Source organism: Pandoraea sp. CB10b_02, assembly GCF_002216225.1.
Lineage (GTDB): Bacteria > Pseudomonadota > Gammaproteobacteria > Burkholderiales > Burkholderiaceae > Pandoraea > Pandoraea nosoerga.
This window is the reverse complement of the sequence record NZ_NJGW02000037.1, coordinates 1-21,249: the sequence shown is the minus strand read 5'-3', so window position 1 is coordinate 21,249 and position 21,249 is coordinate 1. Positions and strand designations below refer to the sequence as shown.

Below are 21,249 nucleotides of genomic sequence, written 5' to 3'. Positions count from 1 at the left end.
GGCGCCAACGACGTGGTCAACCCCGCGGCGAAGAACGACCCGCAGTCGCCGATTGCCGGCATGCCGATTCTCGAGGCTTACAAGGCCAAGACGATCATCGTCAACAAGCGCTCGATGGCGGCCGGCTACGCCGGTCTGGACAACGAACTCTTCTATCTCGACAAGACGATGATGGTCTTCGGCGACGCGAAGAAGGTCGTCGAGGAGATGGTCAAGGCCGCGGCCTGACCGGTGTGTCACGCGGTGCGCCGCCGGGAGCGGCGCACCAGGGCCAGCCGAGCGGTTCCGGCGGCTCGTTCGCTCACTTCTGCAGGGCACTAAGCACATGAACGTATCGCTGAGACAACTCAAGGTCTTCATGGTCGTGGCGCGCAGCAAGAACTTCAGCCGCGCGGGCGCCGAAATCGGCCTGACACAACCGGCCATCAGCCGCTGCATCAACGAACTGGAAGGCCAGCTGGGGCTGCGTCTGGTCGATCGCACCACGCGCGAAGTCGCGCTCACGGATGCCGGCGTCACGCTCGCGGGCAACCTCGATCGCGTGCTCGACGAGCTCGAGATCGCGCTGCTCCAGACGCATGGGGCCGAAGCGCGCACGACCGGGCGCGTGCGCATCGGCGCGGCGCCGACCATCTCGGCCACGCTCATGCCGCGCGTGCTGCTCGCCTCGCATGCCACTTATCCGGACATTGCGCTCGCGCTCGTGGACCAGATGCAGCGGGCGGTGCTCGACAGCGTTCGCGCGGGCGACGTGGACTTCGGCATCGTGGTCGCCCCGCAGGGGGCCGACGACCTCACGACCGAGACACTCATGAGCGAGCCCTTCTGCCTCGTGTGTCGCAGCGACCACCCGCTGGCCTCGCAGGGCGCGGTGCATTGGTCCGAGCTGTCCGGCGAGAACCTCGTGCTGCTCAACCAGAGTTCGGGCAGCCGCCCGTTGATCGATCGTGCGCTTACCACGCAGCGAGTGCAGGGCAACATCACCCAGGAGCTGGGCCACGTGAGCACGATCTTCCGCATGGTGCAGGAAGGACTGGGCGTGAGCGTGCTCCCGCCGCTTGCCTTGCCGCTGCCGGAAAATTCCACGCTCGCCGTGCGGCCGCTGCTGCCCGCGTTCGAGCGCACCATCGTGCTCGTGCGCCGCAAGAACCGTTCGCTCTCGCCCGTTGCGCATACTGTCTGGGAGCTGATTCACCGCGTGGTGCGCGAGCGCAACAAGGGCTTCGCGCTGGACGCCGAACGCCTGATGGCTGCCACAACGGTTTCCGTTAGCTGAATCCGCATTCGAATCAAGGGCTTGGCAGCATCCTCAAAGGCTTATCCACAGACTTGAACACAAAATCTGTGGATAAGTCGGCGAGCGTTGCGCGGCGACTGCCCGCGGCGGCGCGCGACTGACGCCTTTCGCCAAAAACGCCATATCGATCAATCGCTTGGCGAAATTGCTCAATTCGTTGTCCACAGCGTTGTGAACAAAAACGGTGGATAACTTTGGCGCGCCTGATGCCGGCACGACGCCGTCGGGATCGCTCCCTTTCGACTCTCTTCCGACTCTCCTCCGACTCTCCTCCGACTCTCTTCCGATTCTCTGGCCACTCTCGCCCCGGGGGGCTGCGGTGGCCAGGCGGTGCCGCGCCGGTTACCCCTGGCTGGCGGCCGGCTTTTTTCAATGCCGCGTTGACGCGCGCCGGGCCCGCATTGCGCCGGTCGTTGCCTGCAACGACACGCCGGCTGCGCTAGAATCTGTCTATTCGCGGATGGCGCCCCGCGCCGGCAATCCGTCGATGGTCTCCCCCCAACGACGACGCGCACGCCTGCGCTGCGTCATCGTCCTCATCTGTTTCGAAATCCATGACTTCTCAACCTGTGAAGCCTCGCAGCGGCTTTTGGCCCGCGCGCGCGGCGACCATGGCCTTGCTGTTCTGCAGCGGCTTTCTGTATGCCACCTGGGGCGTGCACGTGCCGACGGTCAAGGCAATGTTCGATCTGAACGATGCCAATCTTTCGGTGGCCATGTTCGCCATCGCGGGCGGCGCCATCGTCACGATGTCGCGCATGGCGCGCTGGGTGGGCCGCGCCGGCAGCCAGCGTGCGAGCCTGCAATCGGGCATCGCGCTGGCAATCACGAGCGCGTTCATTCTCTCGATGCCGAACTACTGGGCGCTGGTGGGCTGGCTGGCGCTGTACGGCGCCGCAAACGCCACCTACGACGTGGCCGTCAATGCACAGGCCGCCACGCTCGAGGCGCGCTATCGCCGGCCGATCATGGCCTCGCTGCACGGTTGCTTCAGCCTTGGCGGCATGGCCGGGGCGCTGGTGGGCGGCGCGTGGCTCGCGCATCACGGTTCGCCGCAGTGGCACGTCGGTCTGGCCGCGCTTGGCTGCGCGATGGTCATCGTCATCGGGGCGCGTTTCATGCAGCCGGACATGCTGCCGGGCGAAGCGCCGGTGACGGCGGGCGCCGGCGCCGATGAGCCGGCGGTCAGTGCGCCGCAAACCCCGGCGAGCAAAGCGTCTGCGCGGGCATTGGACGAAGCCGGGCGGCGCAGGCTGCATCGCCGCCTGACGGGCTTCGGCGTTCTCGCATTCCTCGGGCTCGTGGTCGAAGGGGCGATGTACGACTGGACGGCTGTGTACATGCGCGAGGTGGTGGCCGCGCAAGGCGCGTGGATCGGCGCGGGCTACGCCGCGTTCTCGCTCGGCATGGCCGGCGGACGCTTCGGCGGCGATCCCGTGCGTGCGCGCATGGGCGGCGCGCGTCTGTTGCGCCTGAGCAGCCTGCTGTGTGTGGGCGGGGTGCTGCTCGCGCTGCTGTGGCGCGCCCCGGCGGCCGCCGTCGCGGGCTTCGCGCTCGCCGGGCTTGGCCTGTCGAACGTCATGCCGGTGATGTTTGCCGCATCGGGCGAAGTGGCGCGCGGCGCGGGCATGGCCAGCGCCGAAGCCATCGCGGTCATGGCGCGCCTGGCGTATCTCGGATTGCTCGTCGGCCCTGTGGTGATCGGCGCCATCGCGCATGGCATCAGTCTGCCCGTGGCGCTCGGTGCAGGACTGCTGTGCATCGTGCCCATCGCGCTGCTCGCGCCGAGGATGCTCGCAGGCGCGGACGGGCGCACGCCGCAGCGCTGAGTGCCGCGACGCGGCAAGGCGAAGGCGCGGGCAATCGCCCGAGCGGGCGGGCGACGGGAAGAGGATGCCTGCTCGGGGCGTCCGGGCGCCTCACGTGAGCGTGACCGACGCCTCACCAATGCCGTCGATGGTGCCGCGCAGCACACCCCTTGCCGTGGCCGGAATCATGCCGACGTAGGAACCGCACGTGACGATGGCGCCCGCGCGCATCGTGATGCCGCGCTTGCCGTTGTGATTGACGAGCCATGTGAGCAGCGCGCGCGGATCACCCGCCGGGTTGCCGGTGCGCGCCGGCGTGATGTCGTGGCCGTCGAGCGAGAACGCGACCTTCGGCGTGAGGTAATCGAGCGACGCATCGTAGTCGCGACCACTGCCGAGCACCAGCGCGCCGTTGTTCTGCAGATCGGCCAGGGCGAAGCGCTTGTCGAGATCGGTCGACGCGAACCGGCTGTCGGTAATCTCGATGGTGACGAGGGTCTCGCCAACGAACATGAATGCTTCGCGCTCGTCGTAGCGGCCCGGCTTGATGTCGCGCGACAGGCGAAAGGCGATTTCCAGTTCGAGGCCCGGGCGGAAAAACGCGCGCAGGGCGAGCGCACCGCCGGCGTTGCTCACCGCCGAGGCCGGGATCGGCGCGCAGTTCGGCAGATCGGTCGGGTGCTTCGCGCCCACTTTCCACGCCGCGATTGTCTCGCCGAGCAGATCGAGCGTGCGCAGTTGCACGGCGTAGGCGGCATCGGCGTCCACGGGAAGCAGTGCCTGTGCGGGGGCGTCGATCGGCGTGTCGCCGCGGCGCGTATCGGCCAGCAACTGCGCCAGCGATTCGATGGCGGCTTGGGTCTCGGACATAAGGGGTGTCTCCGGAAAACGGGGAAGGAACATCGGCGTGGCGGCGGCCTCGGGCGGCCGCGATGCAGCCACATCGTATACAAAATCCGATCTTCGTTGCGCACTGCAGCGAACGTGCCGTCTACTCAGTGAAAACCACACCGAACGTAGTCAAAAGGACATTGATCTGCGAGAATCGGAATACGTAATATTTCGTAATATTTCGTGCGGCATGGCGACGGTCGGGCGCGACGCGGATCGATGGATGCCCATGAAAGTGCGGTGCCTGCAGTCGATGTTTCCCTTCTTCGAGCGAACACCCTTGCCGAGCCTATGCACTCCGTGACCCTGAACGCCGTAAGAGAACACGCCATGCATCCGCCGCCGGATGGCGGCGCGGCGCAACCCATCAGCCGTCAGGCGCTGCATCACGCGGTCATGGACCGCCTGCGCAGGATGATCGCCGAAGGTATCCTGCCGCCGGGCGAGCATCTGAACGAACGGGCGCTGTGCGAACAACTCGGCGTTTCTCGCACGCCGCTTCGCGAAGCGCTCAAGATGCTCGCGGTGGAGCAGTTGATCGAACTGCTGCCGAACCGCGGCGCGCGCGTTGTCACGCTGTCGGCGCGCGATATCGCCGATGCGTTCGAGCTGCTCAGCGGTCTCGAGGCGCTCGCCGGCGAACTCGCGTGCGAGCGCATCACGCAGGCGGAAATCGACGAGATCCAGGCGCTGCATTCGGCCATGGACGCCTGCCATGCCAATGGGGACCTGTCCGGCTATTTCGACTGCAATCAACGCATTCACGATCGCATCAACGCCGCGGCGCGCAACCCCGCGCTCACGCAGATGTACCAGTCCGTCAATCGGCGACTTCAGGCGCTGCGCTTTCGCTCCAACTTGCACGCAGGCAAATGGGAGCAGGCAATCGAAGAGCACGTTGCCATGCTGCGTGCGCTGCGTCAGCGTGACGGCGGTGCGCTCTCGCGTCTGCTGCGCGGGCACCTGATGGCCAAGTGCGCCACGGTGCTGGCCAACGTGCGCGCGGCTGCATGACGGTACATGACCGTACATGGCGAAGCTTCAGCGCCGGCCGCCCTGCACGGTGCCGCGCACGCTCCTGCCATCGGCCGGCCATCTTCCGGCCATCTTCCGGCCATCTTCCGGCCTCGTGCCTCACGCCGCACGATGCATGCTCACCAGCCCCTCGTTGAGCATGGCCGCCACATAGGCGTCGGTCTTGCTGCGCAGGTGCGCTTCCATCAACGTGCGCAGGCGTTTGCCATCGCGCCGGCGCAGTAGCGCAAGCATTTCGGCATGTTCGTCGACCGCTTGCCGCCAGCGCTCCGGCGTGGGCGTCAGTCGTTCGCGAACGTAGCGCAGGCGGGCATTGAGATTGTGGAAATATTCCGCGAGCGGGCCGTTGTCGGCCATGCGCAGAATGCACAGGTGAATCTGTTGGTTCAGCGCGAAATACGCGGCGTGATCGGTGCGCGAGTACGCGGCTTCCATTTCCGCCTGCAGCTTCGCCAACTCGTCCAGATCGGCGTCTGACGCCTTTTCGCAGGCCTGCTCGCCCGACAGCCCCTCGAGCACGGCCATCACGGCCAGCAGGTTCACCACCTCGTCCACACTCACGCGCGCCACGCGCGCGCGTCGCGTCTGCGAGATCTCCACCAGCCCTTCGTTGGCCAGCCGTTTGAGCGCCTCGCGCAACGGCGTGCGCGAGACCGACAACTCGTCGCACAGCGCGCGCTCGGACAGCGGCGCACCAGGCCGCAGATCGCCGCGCACGATGCGCGCCTTGAGAGCTTCGTAGGCGGAGGCGTTCAGCGAGGCCGGCGTGGTCATGAGGAAAGAATGTTCGCAATTGGGATGCCAATTTTGGAGATGATTGTCGAAAACGTCAATCGATAGCGGCGGCGGATTCAACGTTAACCCTGATTTTTACGAATTTATACGAATTCTGCTTGCGCCCGAGGGGCTCGGAAAACTATCGTTTACGAAAAATTGGTATACCAAAAAATCGAGTCCAGCCCACATCGGGTGCGCTGGCGTTTGAAGGAGGCAATGTGACATCGACCGTTCTGACCGAGCGAGACGGCGCGATTGCGCTGGTCACGCTCAACCGTCCCGAGAAGCTCAACGCGCTCACCAAGCCGATGTGGCAGGCGCTGGGCGACACGATCCTGGCGTTGTCCGAGACGCCCGAGGTGCGCTGCATCGTGCTGCGCGGCGCCGGTGAAAAGTCGTTTGCCCCGGGCAACGACATCGCCGAGTTCGAGACCGATCGTGCCAATGTCGCGCAGGCGCGCGCCTACGGCGCGCTCATGCATCGCACGCTCGACGCGCTCGCGAACTGTCCGGTACCGCTCGTCGCGATGATTCACGGCATCTGCGTGGGCGGCGGCATGGAGATCGCCTCAGCGTGCGACGTGCGCGTGTGCGGCGAGTCGAGCCGCTTCGGCGCGCCCATCAACAAGCTCGGCCTCGTGATGGCGCATGCCGAACTGTCCGGGCTGGTGCGCCTGCTGGGGCCGTCGCGAGCGCTGGAGATCCTGCTCGAAGGACGGATCTTCGACGCGCAGGAGGCGCTGCGCATCGGACTCGTCACGCGCGTGGTGGCCGACGCCGACGTGACGCGCGAGGCGATGCAAAGCGCTCAGCGCATCGCCGCCGGCGCGCCGCTCGTCGCGCGCTGGCACAAGCGCTTCGTGCGCGAGCTGGCAAGCGGCCGGCCGCTCACCGCCGAGCAGATCGACGAAGGCTTCGCGTGCTTCGGCACGGCCGACTTTCAGACCGGCTATCGCGCCTTCCTCGCGAAGACGACGCCGGTATTCGAGGGGCGCTGACATGAGCACGAGCCACGGCAAGGCTACGCGCGCGAGCGGCCCGCTCCAGGGCGTGAAGGTGATCGAGCTCTCGCACATCATGTCGGGACCGGTGTGCGGCATGATGCTCGCGGACATGGGCGCGGACGTCATCAAGGTCGAGAAGATGGAAGGCGACGACGCGCGTCGCTTTGCGCCGATCCTCGCGCACGGCGAGTCGGCGTCGTTCATGATGCTCAATCGCAACAAGCGCGGCATTGCGCTGAACCTGAAGACCGATGGCGGCAAGGCGGTGCTGCGCAAGATGCTCGCGAGTGCGGACGTCGTCACCGAAAACTATCGCAAGGGCACGATGGAGAAGCTCGGGCTCGGCTACGAGACGCTGCGCGAGACCAACCCCGGGCTGATCTATTGCGCGATCTCCGGCTACGGCCGCACCGGGCCCTATGCCGACAAGGGCGGTTTCGATCTGATCGCGCAGGGCCTCTCGGGCCTGATGAGCGTGACCGGCGAGCCGGGCCAGGCCCCGATCAAGGCCGGCTCGCCGATCGCCGACATCAACGCGGGCATTCTGGCCGCGCTCGGCATTTCGGCCGCGTATGCGCATCGTCTGCGCACGGGGCAGGGGCAGATCGTCGACACGTCGCTGCTCGAGGCCGGCTTCCAGCAGATGTACTGGGCGGCGGCCAATTTCTTCGCCAGCGGGGAGAATCCGCCGAAGCTCGGTTCCGCGAATCCCACCAGCACGCCCTATCAGGCGTTTCGCACGAAGGACGGCTGGATCAACATCGGCGCGGCCAATCAGGCGAACTACGAACGGCTGCTGCAGGTGCTCGATGCCCCGGAGATTGCCGGCGACGAGCGCTTCGCCACCAATGCCGGACGCACCGCGCACCGCGCCGAGCTCGTCGAGCGGCTCACGGCCTACCTCGTGCGCGACACCACGCAGAACTGGGTCGAGCGCCTCGACGCCGTGGGCTTGCCGGTCGGCCCGGTGCTGTCGATCTCCGAGGCGGTTTCGCACCCGCAGATCGTCGCGCGCGAGATGGTCGTGCAAACCAATCATCCGCTCGATGGGCCCACGCGCAGCATCGGCCTGCCGATCCGTTTCTCCGAGACGCCGAAATGCATCGGCGGCCCCGCGCCCCGCTTGGGCGAGCACACCAGCGAGGTGCTGCGGGAGTACGGTTTCGATGCGCGCCACATTCGCGAACTGATCGATCAAGGAGCGGTACACGTGCTGGAGGAGGCGCCGGCGAACGATTGATGTACGGGCGGCGGCGATAACGCGGTTTCACCGCGAGTTGCCGCCCAACGATAAAACTCGCGCGAACTTCCTTGGCGGTGGCCGGTCGCTGTTTGAGCGGGCGCGGCCGGCCATCGGCGACGCCGCCCCGGTCATCACGTCGCAAGGAGGGAAAGCATGACCATTCGCAGATGCCGCGGCAGATGTCTCACTTCAGCGCCGGCCCCATGGCCGCGTGCGGACGACGCGCGTACCATAGGGCTTCACGCGATCGCGTGTCGTGCCGGCGGGCGCGACGCGTCGTTCCTCTCCGTTTCGCGAGGTGAGCATGCCGGCACGAATTGAAGATTACGCAATGATCGGCGACTGCCGCAGCGCCGCGCTGGTCGCGCGCGACGGCTCCATCGACTGGCTCTGCTGGCCGTATTTCGACTCCCCCGCCTGCTTCGCCGCCTTGCTCGGCGGCCCGGAGCACGGCCGCTGGAAAATCGCGCCCGACGATCCGAACGCCACCGTCAGCCGGCGCTACCACGACGACACCCTCATTCTGGAGACGCGTTTCGAAACCGTGGAAGGCTGTGTCGCGGTGATCGACTTCATGCCGCTGCGCGACGGTGCGGCCGAGCTGGTGCGGCTCGTCAAGGGCATCCACGGCAAGGTCACGATGTCGATGGAGCTGATTCTGCGCTTCGACTACGGGGCGTCGGTGCCGTGGGCGCGCGCCCTTGCCGAGGACGACGCCACCGGCCCCGGCATGCGCCTCATCGCCGGCCCGGACAAGGTCGTGGTGCGCACGCCCGTGCCCATCCAGGACGTGCCGGGCAGCCTGCGCGCGCGCTTCGAGGTGGGCGCCGGCGACACCGTGCCGTTCGTGCTCTCGCGCGTGCCGTCGCATCATGCGGACCCGCGCGAGATCGACCCTCACGCCGCGCTGACCGACACCGAGCGCTACTGGCGCACCTGGGCGAGCCGCTGCCAGCTCAACGGCCGCTGGGCCGAGGCCATCCGGCGCTCGCTCATCGTGCTCAAGGCGCTCACGTTCGTGCCGACGGGCGGCGTGGTCGCAGCACCCACCACCTCGCTGCCGGAACAGCTCGGCGGCGAGCGCAACTGGGATTATCGATATTGCTGGCTGCGCGATGCCACGCTCACCTTGCAGGCGCTCATGCTCGGCGGCTACTACACCGAGGCGAGCGACTGGACGCAATGGCTCGTGCGCGCGGTGGCGGGTGCGCCGTCGCAGGTGCAGATCATGTACGGTCTGGCCGGCGAGCGGCGTCTTCCCGAGTGGGAAGTCGGCTGGTTGCCCGGATACGAGGGAGCCCGACCGGTGCGCGTGGGCAACGGTGCGGTCGGGCAGTTGCAGCTCGACGTTTACGGCGAAGTCATGGACGCGCTGCATCAGGCGCGCCTGGGTGGTCTGCCGCCCGATGACGCCACATGGGAAGTGCAGACGAAGCTCGTGGCGCACCTCGAGACCGTCTGGCGTCAGCCCGACGAGGGCATATGGGAAGTGCGCGGCGGGCGTCAGCACTTCACGTATTCGAAAGTGATGGCGTGGGTCGCGTTCGACCGCGCGATCAAGACGGCCGAGCGTTTCGGCCTGCCGGGGCCGCTCGCGCACTGGCGGCAGCTGTGCAAGGAGATCCACGCGGACGTCTGTGCGCATGGCTACGACCCTGAGCGCAATGCGTTCATGCAGGCTTACGGTTCGTCGGAGATGGATGCGAGCGCGCTCATGATTCCGCTCGTCGGCTTCCTGCCGCCCGAGGATCCGCGCGTGATCGGCACCGTGGAGGCCGTCGAGCGCGAGCTCATGCATGACGGTCTCGTGCAGCGCTATCGCACGAGTCGTGTGGACGACGGGCTGCCGGCGGGCGAGGGCGCGTTTCTCGCGTGCAGCTTCTGGATGGTCGACTGCCTGGTCATGATTGGTCGCCAGCGCGACGCCCGGGCGCTGTTCGAGCGCCTGCTGGCGCTGCGCAACGACGTGGGCCTGCTCGCCGAGGAGTACGACACGCATCACTCGCGTCAGGTCGGCAATTTTCCCCAGGCGTTCTCGCACATCGCGCTCGTGCACGCGGCCATCCGGCTCGACGCCCTCGCCAACGACGATCGCGCCGACGGTGAGGCCGACGACGCCGTCGACGACCCGAGCCTGGAGCACGTGAGCTATCGGGCGATCCGGGCCTGAGGCCGGAGCGATCGGCCCGGGAAGGCGCCTTCAACGCCCGGCGTGGCGGCGTGGCGACTTATCGGCGTATCGACGTCGGCTTATCGGCTTATCGGCTTATCGGCGTACCGGCGTACCGGCGTACCGGCGGGCCGGGCTTCGCGCCGAGGCGGGCGCCCGCGGAGTCAATCTCGCAGGGCTGCTAAAGAAAACGTGAAGGATGCCGTAGTATCTTTCAGTTCCTTGCATCTTTCAGCCCCTTACGTGCCGGGGCATGCCCCCGGCGCCCCTGTCCATGACGACCATCATTCCGATCAGGGGGAGTGCCACGTCGCGTCTGCTCGACGTCTGGCAGGCCCACATCCAACAACAGCAGGCCGAGCGGGCGCCATCGTCCGCCGCCGGCGCGCGACACGCCACGGCGGCCGGGGAGGCTCCCGGCGCTTCGGCCGCTCAGACAGCTTCGAGCGCTTCGAGTGCCTCGAGCGCCTCGAGCGCCTCGAGCGCGGCCGCCGGCAAGGCGGGCGCGGCCGGCGCCGCGTCCGCCGATGGCAGCAATGTCGGCAATGGCGCGGCCGTCGTCGATACCGATCGCGTCAACAGTCTGCGCGAGGCAAACGAAACCGCCAGGCGCGTCGGGCAATCGATTGCCGGAGCAGAGGGCGGCGCTGGCGGGGCAGGCGGGACCTCGGACAGCGGCGGGCTCAGCCCGATCGTCAGCCAGACGATCGAGAAGCTCAAGCAGATGCTCGCCAAGGTCATGGCGCAGCTCGAAGCGGTGCGCAGCAACGACACCATGCCGCCGGACGAGAAGCTGCAGCAGACCACCGTGCTCTCTGCCCAGGCCATGACGATACAGGCCCAGATTCAGGCGCTGATGGATCCGACCAAAACGAAGGGCGCGCGCGTCGACACCACGGCCTGAGCCGCGTTTTACCGGCCGGACCGCCTGCATCGACCTGCGCCGACTCCGGCGAAGCGCGCTAGAATTCTGCTTTCGCTTAATTCTTCTCGGAGGCGACGACGTTCCGCCGCCTCATCCTCGCGCCGCATGAAGCAAGACACGACACTCACCGCTCTGCTATGGATCGTTGCGGCGGGTTTTTTCATGCAGGCGCTCGACACCACCATCGTCAACACGGCACTGCCGGCCATGGCCGCGAGCCTCGGCGAGAACCCGTTGCGCATGCAGCCTGTCGTCGTCGCGTATTCGCTGACCATGGCCATGCTCACGCCGGCCTCGGGGTGGCTTGCCGACCGGTTCGGCACGCGGCGCGTGTATTTCGTCGCGATCCTGCTCTTCGTGCTCGGCTCGATCTGCTGTGCGATGGCGCATACGCTGGCGCAGCTGGTGCTCGCGCGCGTGCTGCAGGGCGCGGGTGGCTCCATGCTCCTGCCCGTCGGCCGCCTCGCGGTGCTGCGCACGTTTCCCGCCGAGCGCTATCTGGCGGCGCTCGCCTTCGTGTCGATTGCCGGACAGGTCGGCCCGATGATCGGCCCGGTGCTCGGCGGCTGGCTCGTGCAGGTCGCGTCGTGGCACTGGATCTTCCTCATCAACGTGCCGATCGGCGTCGTCGGCAGTCTCGCCGTGCGGCGCTATCTGCCGCGCCCGGCCAAGGACGAACTCACCCACACCGGTTTCGACTGGCCTGGCTTCGCCCTGCTCTCGGCCGCGATGGTGTCGTTCACGCTCGCGCTCGACCATCCGTTCTCCGACACGGGTTGGGACGTGTCTGTCGGGCTGGCACTGCTGTGCGTGGCGACGACGCTCGGCTACTGGCCTTATGCGCGCCGCTGCGCGGCGCCGCTGTTTCCGCTGGAACTCTTCGAGACGCGCAGCTTCAGCCTCGGCCTGCTGGGTAATCTGGTCGCGCGCATCGGCAGCAGCGCCGTGCCGTTCCTGTTGCCGCTGCTGCTGCAGGTGGCCATGGGCTACAGCCCCCTCGCCTCGGGGCTGATGATGCTGCCCGTGGCGCTGTCCGGCGTGGTGGTCAAGCGCATGGTCACGCCGCTCGTGCAGCGCTACGGCTACACGCGTTTCCTGATCGTGAATACGGTGGTGGTCGGCGCCTCGATCGCGAGCTTCGCGCTGTTCGGCCCCGGCTGGCCGGTGTGGCTGGGGCTCGTGCAACTGGCCGTCTTCGGCGGCGCGAACTCGATGCAGTTCGCGGCGATGAACAGTGTCACCCTGAAGGATCTCGGCGCGCGCCGCGCGAGCGCCGGCAATGGTCTTTTCTCGATGGCGCAGATGCTGGCGCTGGGGCTCGGGGTGACGATCGGCGGGCAATTGCTTGCCCTGTTCGGTCATCTGGCGGGGCGGGCCGGCGAGGCGGGCGCGAGCGGCGCCGTCGCCGGTTTCCGGTTGACGTTCGTGTGCGTCGGGCTGATCACGCTGGCTTCGGCGCTGGTGTTCCGGCGCGTGGAGGATGCGGCGGCGGCGCGGCGCAGTGGCGGGGCGTCGGGCGCCTCCGCCACCGACCTCAAGCCGTGAGCGCCAGATTTACTTCTTCACCAGCGCGCACTTCGACTCGGCCAGCGGGGCGAACGCCTTGTCGGCCGGAATCGTCTCGAGGATCTTGTACAGATCCCACTCCGACTTCGACTCGGCCGGCGTCTTGACCTGCACGAGCAGCATGTCGTGCACGAGCTTGCCGTCGGCGCGGATCTGGCCGTTGCGAATGACCGGATCGTCGATCTTCATCGACTTGAGCTTGGCCATCACGGCGTCGGCCTCGTCGGTGCCGGCCGCCTGGATCGCCTTCAGGTAGTTGAGCACCGCCGAGTACACGGCGGCCTGCATCATCGTCGGCATTTTCTTGTGCTGCGCGTAAAAGCGCTGCGCGAAGGCGCGCGAACGATCGTCCTGGTCCCAGTAGAAGCCGTTGGTCAGCACCATGCCCTGGGCGTTTTTCAGGCCCATGCCGTGCACTTCGGTGATGAGCGAGAGCAGCGGCGTGAAGACCTGCTTGCCGCCCTGGATGATGTTGAACTGCGAGGCCTGTTTGACCGTGTTGAGGGTGTCGGTGCCCGAGTTCGCCAGTGCGATGACCTGTGCGCCGGAGGTTTGTGCCCGCAGCAGATAGGACGACAGGTCGGGCGAGTTCACCGGATGCTTGACCGAGCCCAGCACCTTGCCGCCCTGACGCGTGAGGATTTCGCTCGCGTCCTTCTCCAGCGCCTGACCGAACGCATAGTCGGCGGTGATGAAGTACCACGACTTCAGGCCGCGGCGCAGCAGCGCCTGCGAGGTCGAGTTCGCCAGCGCGTAGGTGTCGTACATCCATTGCACGCTGTGCGCCGTGCACTGCTCGTTGCTGATGGCCGACGAGCCGGCGCCGGTCACGAGCGCGATCTTCTTCTTTTCGTCGGCGATGCGATCGACGGCGAGCGCCACGTTCGAGAACGTGAGGTCCGTGATCATGTCGACCTTGCCGCGGTCGTACCACTCGCGCGCGATGGTGGCACCCGTGTCGGTCTTGCCCTGCGAGTCGGCGGAAACCAGCTCGATGGATGCGCCCAGCACCTTGCGCTCGCGCGAAAAATCGTCGATGGCCATGTTGGCGGCGAGCACGCTGCCTTTGCCGGCATTGTCGCTGGAGACGCCGGACAGGTCGGTCAGCACGCCGATCTTCACCACGCCGTCGGAGATGTCCGCTCCTGGCGCGGCATGGGCGGCGGGCAGGGCGGGGCCGAGCGTGGCCAGGGCAAAGGCCGAAGCGGCGACGGCAATCGTGCGGCGCAGGTGTGCGCTGAAGCTGGGCATGAGTTGTCTCCTGTGTTTCGAATTATGGCGACCGGAAGCGACTGGAAGTGGCCCGGCAGCGGCATCCGCGCGGCCGGCACACTCCCCCGGGTCCCGAACATCTTAAACATCCCGTAATCGATTGCGCAATTCGTAATGTCGCGAGGCGGCATCGGGATTTTCCTGCCCTTTCGCGTTCGCGCGAGACGCGGTAGGCGCGCAAAGCGTGCGTGCGCAGCGGCCCGGGGAGCAATTTTCGTCTGGTGGGAAGGTCGGTCGAGGAATTTTTAGTACGCGACTTTCGATCAGCAATACGACATAATCGCCCGCACCGATTCACCACCGCATCGCGCGTTCGTTACGCGCGTGCCGCTGCCTGTGCCGACCGTTTTCCTCATCGACGACCATGCGATGTTCCGAGAGGGCTTGCTGCTCGCCTTGCGCGCGGCCGCGCCGGAGCTGGAGTTCGAGGCGTTCGCCGGCGGCGAGGCGGCGATCGCGGCGTTGGCCGGGCGTCCCGACGTGCGGGCGGTGATGGCGGATTTCTATTTGCCCGATCTGGCGGGAGCGGCGCTGCTTGGCCGGCTGCGCGCCGTGCGCCCGGATCTGCGGCTGCTCGTGATTTCCGCGTCGGAGGACCCGGCGGACGTTCGGTCGGCGCTCGCCGCCGGCGCACATGGCTTCGTTCACAAGTCGGCGGACAGCCGCACGCTGCTCCATGCCTTGCAGACGGTGCTGCGCGGCGGGCGCTATGGCGACGGCGACGGCGACACCGACGCCGGCGGCGGGATCGGCGCGGCGCGTATCGGTGACTCGTCCGGTCTTCCGGGCGGCGACATTTCCCTCTCGCAACGTCTCGCCGCGCTCACGCCGCGTCAGCGCGAGGTGCTCATGCTCGTCTGCGAGGGCCTGCGCAATAGCGAAATCGCCGCCCGACTCGGCATGACGGAGAAAACCGTCAAGGCTCACGTGTCGGCCGTGCTCGCCGCGCTTGGTGCGCTCAACCGCACGCAGGCAGCCGCGCTCGCGCGGCGCGGCGGACTGCTCGGCAAGCCGGCCTGACGCGCAATCGGCTGCCATGCAACGGCGGGCCGCCCTCAATCGATACCGGCCGCGTCGCTCGTGCCGCCGGCCGGCCCGGCCAGTGCCCGCTCGATCGTGCGTCTTAGCAGCAGCGCGTCGACAGGCTTGTGCAGCAACGGCCATGCGCGTGCAGACGCTTCGACGATGCGCTGCGGATCGGTGTCCCCGCTGATCAGCACGGCCGGGATCGAGTCGTCGGCGAATTCCTCGTGGATGCGGTCGATGGCGTCGATGCCCGTCTCGTGCTCGCGCAGCCGAAAGTCGCTCAGAATCAGCGCCGGCTTGACCCCGGCCGCCACGGCCGCGAGCACGATCTCGTCGCCGCTGCCGCCTCCCACGGTGCGATAGCCCCACGCGTCGAGCAATAGACGAAGGCCGTTGAGGTTCTCGGCGTCGTCTTCGATCACGCAAACGAGCGACGCCGAGGCGGCATTGGCGCCGCCGGAACATACGCAAGGCGATGCGGTATGGGCAGGCGCCGCCGAAACGCGCGCCGTCGCCTCCTCGGCGATGGGGACCGTCAATGCGAACACGCTGCCGCGTCCGGGCGCGGAGCGCAGCGTGAGCGAATGGCCGAGCAGGTCGGCCGTGCGACGCACGATGGCAAGCCCGAGGCCGAGCCCCTTCGAGCGGTCGCGTTCCGGATTTCCGACCTGATGGAATTCCAGGAAGATCTTGTCGAGATCACCGTCCGCGATGCCCACGCCAGTGTCCCACACTTCGATGCGCACCGAGCGCCCACGGCGGCGCCAGCCAATCAATATGCCGCCCCGGTCGGTGTGCCGGATGGCGTTGTCGATCAGGTTGCGCAGGATGCGCTCGAGCAGCACCGGATCGGAGTACACCGTGATCGCGTCGCTGCGCTCGGGCGAAGCGCGCATGCCGTGAACTCGCAGAATCAGGCCCTTGGCGGCCGCCTGCGGTGCGTATTCGAGCTGCAACTGATCGATGAGCGGCGCCAGGCGCAGTGCGCGAGGCTTGGGCTGGATCACGCCGGCGTCCAGACGGGAGATGTTGAGCAGCCCGTCGAACAACTGCCCCATTGCCGCGGTGGCACGGCCGATGTGCTCGACGAGCTGACGGCTGCGTGCGTTGAGCTGTTGCTCGCGCAGTACGCCGACATACAGGCTCAGCGCATGCACGGGCTGACGCAGGTCGTGGCTGGCGGCGGCGAGAAAGCGCGATTTCGCCACGTTGCTGCGCTCGGCCGTGTCGCGCTCCACGGCGAGTCTCGCCATCAGCTCGTCGTTCTCGAACCGCATGGCCAGCGAATCGATCTGCGTGCGGTACATGCGGTGGGCGAACGCGAGCGTCACCGCCAGGTACACGACACCGGCCGCGGCGAGCGTGGTCGGGATGGTGCCGCCGAGCGAGGCGAGCGCGATGAAGCTCGGTGCGTAGTACGGGACTTCGAACGCCCACAGCACCGGCGGATGGATGCAATACGCGTAGATCGCGCCGGTGCCCAGCGTGAGCAGGCCAACGATCATGAACATCTGCTGCGCCGCCGGGGCGTGCCAGAGCCAGAACGCATACGGGATGCCCCAGAGCAGGCCGGCAGCGAACGCGCCGACGCGCGTTCGCCGGTCCCAACGGCGCAGGGCTTCGATATCGGTGTCGCGCAAGCGTTCTCGCTCCGATGCCGCCGGCCTGGCGCGTTGCCGGGCGGGGCCCGGATACGTGAGGAGCGACGCCGCCCGGCAAAGCGTGAGCAGGGCCTGAGCGCCACCCCAGACGAGCAGGTCGCGAAGGGGGAACACCTCCCGCAGTACCGCGACGATGAGCCAGACAGTGAGGAAGGAGCCTGCCAGGGAGACCGGCAGGTTGGCGCGCAGGGCGGCGAGCCGCGCCACATAAATGTCGCGTGCGTGCGTCGCGCTGGCAGCCGCCCGGCGGTCTTGCCGCGGCGTCGCCGCGCGCGGTGGGGACGAAGGCGAGGATGAAGAAGACGACGGCGCGGCGGGCGTGTCCCGCCTGTCAGGTGTCTCGGCGGGACCGGGAGCGTCAGGGACGTGTGGCGTCACGAGGCAGCGGAGTGAGGGCGTGAGCGGGCCGAATGCGGGCCGAATGCCGGGCAGTCGGGCGAATGCGTGATGGCCCCGAGTCTCCCACAGAAAAAACCGCCGTGCATGGGACTTTAGTCCAATGCGCGGGGGCCTTCGAGACGCTATCGTTGTCATGGCTCCACACACTCGCAAGGGACGGTCGACGCATGCCCCGAGCCCGTGGGCGGCGTGCGTTATCGATGTGAGCGTGAGGAGCGCGGGGGGCGGGTCTTCCGGCGAAGATGGCCTGCGACCCGCCGGGAACGGGCCGGTCCTGTCGGGGGGCAGGGCCGGCGGTTCTTGAGGGCGCCGGCGTGCGTCGCGGCGCCGCATCGGGCACGCCGGCTGCCGCGATTCAGTTCTGGCAGCGTGGCGTTGCCGCACCCTGGGCGCTGACGGCGATGGCGTCGCCGATGCCCTGCGCCAGGCGCTCGACGAGCCGGCGTTGTGCGGCCACGACGCCGTCGATGTCGCCCGCGGCCGGCTCCGTCGCGTTGAAGCGGCAGGTGAGCACCAAGTCGCCCGGCACGCGGCGCACCGACCAGACGGCCGTGAGCGCGGCCTGCTCGCCTGGCACGGATTCGAAGCGCTGCACCGACGTCGCGACGCGATACACCGCGAGGCCATCCGCGCGCGGCAGGCCGTACACATCCATGGCGCCGAGACGCTGCGTCAGATCCCGCGAGATGGCCGACGTCAGCTCCGTCTTGAGCGGCGCGGCCCAGCGCGATTCCTCCAGAATGTCGACACGCCCGCCGCCCCGTGTGACCACGATCTGCGGCCGATCGACCTGCTCCGGCACGCTGACGGGCGAGACCTCCAGCGCATACGGGGCGGCGGGGGCGCCGGCTGGGATCGCTGGGGACGCCGTGGTCGCTGCGGTAGCCGCGGCCATGGGGGCTTGCGGCGATGACGCGGACGAGGCGGAAGAGGAAGCCAGCGCGTCGCTCAGCGTGTAGAAGCGCGACGGCGGCGAGGCGCAGCCGGCGAGTGCGGCCGCAGCGAGTGCCGCAAGCGCGGTGTGCAGGGCGCCGGGGCGCGAACGGCGAGTCATGGCAGTCGGTCTCGTCATGGTTGCGGATCCTTCGGTTTGCCGCGCAATAGCGCCTCGGGATGCATCTGCAGGTATTCGGCGAGCGTGTTGAGCGAGCGCAGGGTCCTGGTCAGCTCCTGCATCGCCTGGCGGACGTCCTGCTGCACCGGCGCGTCTTCGGAGAGCGTGCGCTCGGCGGCGCCGAAGCTCTTTTTCGCCTCGCCCAGCGTGGCCTTCGCTTCCGGCGCAATTTCCGCGTCGAGCTGACGGAACAGGCCCTGCGCGCTCTCGAGCGTCTTGTCGAGCTTGCGCAGCGACGCGTCGAGGTTCTGCCCGATGCTGTCGAACGGAATCTTGTCGAGCTTGGTCGCGATGTCGGCGATCTGCAACTGCAACTGGTCGAGCGTATTGGGCACGGTCGGCAGGTACACCACGCTGTCGACTTCCTCGGCCTTCGCAGGCTTGGCGTTCGGGAAGAAGTCGAGCGCAACGTACAACTGTCCGGTCAGCAGGTTGCCGGTGCGCAACTGGCCGCGCAGCCCGTTGGCGACGAGCGCATCCAGAATCTGACGACTCACGGCCCTGTTGGACGGAACGTCGCTCTTCGGGTCGCGCCGGCGCAGGCGGTCCGGATAGAGCTGCACCGTGACCGGCATGTTGATCTGCTTGGTCGCCCGGTCGAACTCCACGCCGATCGACGTCACCTCGCCGAGCGTGATGCCCCGGAAATCCACCGGTGCGCCCACGACCAGGCCGCGCAGCGATTGCTGGAAGCGGAACACGACGGTCACCGGGTGCGTGTCCGGCGACTTCATCGCGGAGGCTTCGTCCGGCGCGAGGCGGAACTCCTGTCCGGCCTTGGCCATTACGCCGGCGCCGGCGTCGTTGGGCGCCTGGAAGGCGATGCCGCCGATCACCACCGAGGCGAGCGACTGCGTATTGACCTGGAAGCCGCTCGAGTCGAGCCGTAAATCGATGCCGCTCGCATGCCAGAAACGGGTGTTGCTGCCCACGTACTGGTCATACGGCGCTTGCACGAACACCCGCAGCGTCACGCCCTTGCCGTCGGGATCGAGCGAGAACGCTTCGACCTGACCGACCTGAATGCGCCGGTAGTAGACGGGCGAGCCGATGTCGAGCGAGCCGATGTCGGTCGCATGCAGCACGAACGGTTTGCCCGGCTGACCGCTGGAGACCACCGGCGGCACTTCGAGTCCCTGGAAATGGTTGGACGATTCCGTCGACTTGCCGGCGTCGGCGCCGATGTACGCGCCCGAGAGCAGCGTCGACAGGCCCGACACGCTGCCGCCGGCCACGCGCGGGCGCACCACCCACCAGCGCGAGCCCTTCACCGCGAACTTCTTGGCGTTCTTCGTGAGATCGACGCTCACCCGAACGTGCGAGAGGTCGTCGGAGAGCTCGATGCTCTTGACCGTGCCGATGTCGACTTCCTTGTACTTGACCTTCGTCTTGCCGGCCTCGAGCCCTTCGGCGGTCTTGAAGTCGATGACGATGCTCGGCCCGCGCTCGATGAGCGCCTTGGCCACGAGCGACAGCCCGATGACGGCGGCCACCAGCGGGATCAGCCAGACCAGCGAGGGCGCCCAGCGCTTGCGGGGCTCGATGGCGGGCGTGGGCAGCTCGTCGGGGCTGAGCGGGGGCGTGGCCTTGGGCTCTTGCTTGTCGTTCGGATCAGTCATGGTCGTCCTGTTCGGTGTCGTCGTCGCGGATCTGATCCCAGATCAGCCGAGGGTCGAACTGCATCGAGGCAAGCATCGTGAGCACGACCACCGAGCCGAACGCCACGATGCCGGGGCCGGCCTGAATCACGGCCAGCGACTGAATGTTCACGAGCGCTACCATCAGCGCGACAACGAAGACGTCGAGCATCGACCAGCGGCCGATGAACTCGACCATGTGATACAGCCGGGTGCGCTGATGCGGCTTCCAGCGCACGCCACGCTGTGCGGTGACGCACAGCAGCGACAGCGCGATGAGCTTGAGCATCGGGACGAGAATGCTCGCCGTGAAGACCACGATGGCAAGATCGTATTCGCCGCTGGTCCAGAAGTAGATCACGCCGCTCATGATCGTGTCGCTGGAATTGCCGAGCAGGGAACGGGTCTGCATCATGGGCAATACGTTGGCGGGAATGTACAGGATCGCCGCGGCGATGAGCAAGGCCCAGGTGCGCGCGAGGCTGTCGACCTTGCGCTGATGCAGGACCGTGCCGCACCGCGGGCAGCGCGCCTTCTCCACCGTGCGCACTGCGCGCGCGAGCCGCCCGCACACCGTGCAGGCGACGAGGCCGGCGTCCTTGGCGGAGAGGTATTTCATCGGGAGGCCGTTCGGGAGGCAGGCGACACGCCCTGCGCCGGCGTGCGGTCGATCACGAGCCACAGGTTGCGCAGATCGTAGGAGAGGACCATGGCAAGCAGGACGGTCAGCGCACCGAACGCCCACAGGGCGACGCCGGGCAGCACGCTTGCCATGGCCGATAGCTTGACCAGCGAAACAAGCACGCCGAGCATGAACACTTCGATCATGCCCCAAGGGCGGCAGAGCTCGATGGCGCGCATGACCGCGAAAACACCATAGGGGCGACGGCCAAGGGAGAGCGGGCCGATCAGGTGAACGAGCGCGAGCAGTTGGGACAGGGGAAACAGTACCGTGGTGGCGAAGACCAGCAGCGCGACGAGCCACATGCCTTCGCGATACAGCGCCCACGCCGCGCCCACGAGCGTGGTCTCGGTGTAGATGCCCTGCACCTCGATTTCCACGATCGGGAAAGCGTTCGCGATGGCAAACACGATCAGGCAGGTCACGGTGAGCGCAAGCACGCGCGACAGACGCAGGTCCGGTGGGCGGTAGAGCACCGAGTGGCAGCGCACGCATCGGGCGGTTTCATGCGGCGGCAGCTCGCGGCGACGATGCAGCGTGTCGCAGTTCGGGCAGGCAATCAGGTTCGCCACGTCGTCTTCTGGGGGCAATGTGTCCATTACCAGGGAGGCGCTGACCAAGTGACGCTCAGAATACCAAATCATCAGCTTATTGATCCGGCCCCTGTGAACTTGTATCAAGCTGCATAGCGAACAGGGCCGTGCTCGAAATACTTGCGAATTCGTTCGGGCTGGCGTTGCAC

At 67.4% G+C, this 21,249-nt stretch carries 18 protein-coding genes; 10 read left to right on the top strand and 8 right to left on the bottom strand.

Going from position 1 to position 21,249, the window contains the following annotated elements; all coding sequences use genetic code 11:
• The 3 genes from CDN36_RS21960 to CDN36_RS21950 form a co-directional block, all read left to right on the top strand.
• Positions 1 to 228 (top strand): NAD(P)(+) transhydrogenase (Re/Si-specific) subunit beta (locus tag CDN36_RS21960; protein WP_287497908.1); only part of this gene is annotated, 228 nt, incomplete at its 5' end.
• 97 nt (positions 229 to 325) lie between these two features.
• Positions 326 to 1,276 carry a LysR family transcriptional regulator gene (locus CDN36_RS21955; RefSeq protein WP_150554863.1) on the top strand — a complete coding sequence of 317 codons (951 nt, stop codon included), beginning with the start codon at positions 326 to 328 and terminating at the stop codon, positions 1,274 to 1,276.
• Between the two features lie 575 nt (positions 1,277 to 1,851).
• Positions 1,852 to 3,126: an MFS transporter gene (locus CDN36_RS21950; RefSeq protein ID WP_287497907.1), complete on the top strand. Its 1,275-nt coding sequence runs from the start codon at positions 1,852 to 1,854 to the stop codon at positions 3,124 to 3,126.
• Between the two features lie 90 nt (positions 3,127 to 3,216).
• Here CDN36_RS21950 and CDN36_RS21945 read toward each other — a convergent pair whose 3' ends face one another.
• Positions 3,217 to 3,975: a 2-keto-4-pentenoate hydratase gene (locus tag CDN36_RS21945; protein ID WP_287497906.1), complete on the bottom strand. Its 759-nt coding sequence runs from the start codon at positions 3,973 to 3,975 to the stop codon at positions 3,217 to 3,219.
• A gap of 351 nt (positions 3,976 to 4,326) precedes the next feature.
• On the opposite strand from CDN36_RS21945, the gene CDN36_RS21940 reads away from it, so the two are divergent.
• The gene (locus CDN36_RS21940; protein ID WP_241013805.1) at positions 4,327 to 5,010 is read left to right on the top strand and encodes a GntR family transcriptional regulator; all 684 of its coding nucleotides are present in this window, start codon (positions 4,327 to 4,329) and stop codon (positions 5,008 to 5,010) included.
• Positions 5,011 to 5,130: 120 nt separating this feature from the next.
• Here the strand turns inward: CDN36_RS21940 and CDN36_RS21935 are convergent, their stop codons facing one another.
• Positions 5,131 to 5,805 carry a GntR family transcriptional regulator gene (locus CDN36_RS21935; RefSeq protein WP_287497905.1) on the bottom strand — a complete coding sequence of 225 codons (675 nt, stop codon included), beginning with the start codon at positions 5,803 to 5,805 and terminating at the stop codon, positions 5,131 to 5,133.
• A gap of 221 nt (positions 5,806 to 6,026) precedes the next feature.
• Between CDN36_RS21935 and CDN36_RS21930 the strand changes: the two genes are divergently transcribed.
• The 5 genes from CDN36_RS21930 to mdtD all read left to right on the top strand — a co-directional run bounded on the left by CDN36_RS21930 (position 6,027) and on the right by mdtD (position 12,695).
• Positions 6,027 to 6,806, top strand: coding sequence for an enoyl-CoA hydratase-related protein (locus tag CDN36_RS21930; RefSeq protein ID WP_150554868.1), 780 nt, complete (start codon positions 6,027 to 6,029; stop codon positions 6,804 to 6,806).
• Between the two features lies 1 nt (position 6,807).
• Positions 6,808 to 8,052 carry a CaiB/BaiF CoA transferase family protein gene (locus CDN36_RS21925; RefSeq protein WP_287497904.1) on the top strand — a complete coding sequence of 415 codons (1,245 nt, stop codon included), beginning with the start codon at positions 6,808 to 6,810 and terminating at the stop codon, positions 8,050 to 8,052.
• 307 nt (positions 8,053 to 8,359) lie between these two features.
• Complete coding sequence (locus tag CDN36_RS21920; RefSeq protein ID WP_150554870.1) at positions 8,360 to 10,225, top strand: glycoside hydrolase family 15 protein; 1,866 nt, start codon at positions 8,360 to 8,362, stop codon at positions 10,223 to 10,225.
• Between the two features lie 274 nt (positions 10,226 to 10,499).
• The gene (locus CDN36_RS21915) at positions 10,500 to 11,129 is read left to right on the top strand and encodes a FlxA-like family protein (RefSeq protein ID WP_287497903.1); all 630 of its coding nucleotides are present in this window, start codon (positions 10,500 to 10,502) and stop codon (positions 11,127 to 11,129) included.
• A gap of 66 nt (positions 11,130 to 11,195) precedes the next feature.
• Complete coding sequence (gene mdtD, locus CDN36_RS21910) at positions 11,196 to 12,695, top strand: multidrug transporter subunit MdtD (protein ID WP_287497909.1); 1,500 nt, start codon at positions 11,196 to 11,198, stop codon at positions 12,693 to 12,695.
• Positions 12,696 to 12,704: 9 nt separating this feature from the next.
• On the opposite strand, the gene CDN36_RS21905 is transcribed toward mdtD, so the two are convergent.
• Positions 12,705 to 13,967: an ABC transporter substrate-binding protein gene (locus tag CDN36_RS21905; RefSeq protein WP_287497902.1), complete on the bottom strand. Its 1,263-nt coding sequence runs from the start codon at positions 13,965 to 13,967 to the stop codon at positions 12,705 to 12,707.
• 345 nt (positions 13,968 to 14,312) lie between these two features.
• On the opposite strand from CDN36_RS21905, the gene CDN36_RS21900 reads away from it, so the two are divergent.
• Entirely contained in the window at positions 14,313 to 15,008 is a 696-nt protein-coding gene (locus CDN36_RS21900) for a response regulator transcription factor (protein WP_287497901.1), read from the top strand.
• Positions 15,009 to 15,043: 35 nt separating this feature from the next.
• Here CDN36_RS21900 and CDN36_RS21895 read toward each other — a convergent pair whose 3' ends face one another.
• From CDN36_RS21895 to CDN36_RS21875, 5 genes are all read right to left on the bottom strand, one after another.
• The gene (locus tag CDN36_RS21895; RefSeq protein ID WP_287497900.1) at positions 15,044 to 16,882 is read right to left on the bottom strand and encodes an ATP-binding response regulator; all 1,839 of its coding nucleotides are present in this window, start codon (positions 16,880 to 16,882) and stop codon (positions 15,044 to 15,046) included.
• 547 nt (positions 16,883 to 17,429) lie between these two features.
• A complete protein-coding gene (locus CDN36_RS21890; protein WP_287497899.1) occupies positions 17,430 to 18,128 on the bottom strand; it encodes a PqiC family protein in 699 nt (232 codons plus the stop codon).
• Between the two features lie 14 nt (positions 18,129 to 18,142).
• On the bottom strand, positions 18,143 to 19,807 hold the full coding sequence (locus CDN36_RS21885) for a PqiB family protein (RefSeq protein WP_150554877.1): 1,665 nt from the start codon (positions 19,805 to 19,807) through the stop codon (positions 18,143 to 18,145).
• A complete protein-coding gene (locus CDN36_RS21880; RefSeq protein WP_150554878.1) occupies positions 19,800 to 20,444 on the bottom strand; it encodes a paraquat-inducible protein A in 645 nt (214 codons plus the stop codon). The genes CDN36_RS21885 and CDN36_RS21880 overlap by 8 nt, the downstream gene beginning before the upstream one ends.
• On the bottom strand, positions 20,441 to 21,079 hold the full coding sequence (locus CDN36_RS21875) for a paraquat-inducible protein A (RefSeq protein ID WP_287497898.1): 639 nt from the start codon (positions 21,077 to 21,079) through the stop codon (positions 20,441 to 20,443). The genes CDN36_RS21880 and CDN36_RS21875 overlap by 4 nt, the downstream gene beginning before the upstream one ends.
• Between the last annotated feature and the right edge of the window lie 170 nt (positions 21,080 to 21,249).

What these genes read in the sequence shown, in the direction of transcription:
- CDN36_RS21935 (WP_287497905.1), bottom strand. Translation starts at nt 5,805, where the DNA reads ATGACCACGCCGGCCTCGCTGAACGCCTCCGCCTACGAAGCTCTCAAG.
- CDN36_RS21940 (WP_241013805.1), top strand. Translation starts at nt 4,327, where the DNA reads ATGCATCCGCCGCCGGATGGCGGCGCGGCGCAACCCATCAGCCGTCAG.
- CDN36_RS21955 (WP_150554863.1), top strand. Translation starts at nt 326, where the DNA reads ATGAACGTATCGCTGAGACAACTCAAGGTCTTCATGGTCGTGGCGCGC.
- CDN36_RS21920 (WP_150554870.1), top strand. Translation starts at nt 8,360, where the DNA reads ATGCCGGCACGAATTGAAGATTACGCAATGATCGGCGACTGCCGCAGC.
- CDN36_RS21945 (WP_287497906.1), bottom strand. Translation starts at nt 3,975, where the DNA reads ATGTCCGAGACCCAAGCCGCCATCGAATCGCTGGCGCAGTTGCTGGCC.
- CDN36_RS21950 (WP_287497907.1), top strand. Translation starts at nt 1,852, where the DNA reads ATGACTTCTCAACCTGTGAAGCCTCGCAGCGGCTTTTGGCCCGCGCGC.
- CDN36_RS21880 (WP_150554878.1), bottom strand. Translation starts at nt 20,444, where the DNA reads ATGAAATACCTCTCCGCCAAGGACGCCGGCCTCGTCGCCTGCACGGTG.
- CDN36_RS21915 (WP_287497903.1), top strand. Translation starts at nt 10,500, where the DNA reads ATGACGACCATCATTCCGATCAGGGGGAGTGCCACGTCGCGTCTGCTC.
- CDN36_RS21885 (WP_150554877.1), bottom strand. Translation starts at nt 19,807, where the DNA reads ATGACTGATCCGAACGACAAGCAAGAGCCCAAGGCCACGCCCCCGCTC.
- CDN36_RS21905 (WP_287497902.1), bottom strand. Translation starts at nt 13,967, where the DNA reads ATGCCCAGCTTCAGCGCACACCTGCGCCGCACGATTGCCGTCGCCGCT.
- CDN36_RS21925 (WP_287497904.1), top strand. Translation starts at nt 6,808, where the DNA reads ATGAGCACGAGCCACGGCAAGGCTACGCGCGCGAGCGGCCCGCTCCAG.
- CDN36_RS21890 (WP_287497899.1), bottom strand. Translation starts at nt 18,128, where the DNA reads ATGACTCGCCGTTCGCGCCCCGGCGCCCTGCACACCGCGCTTGCGGCA.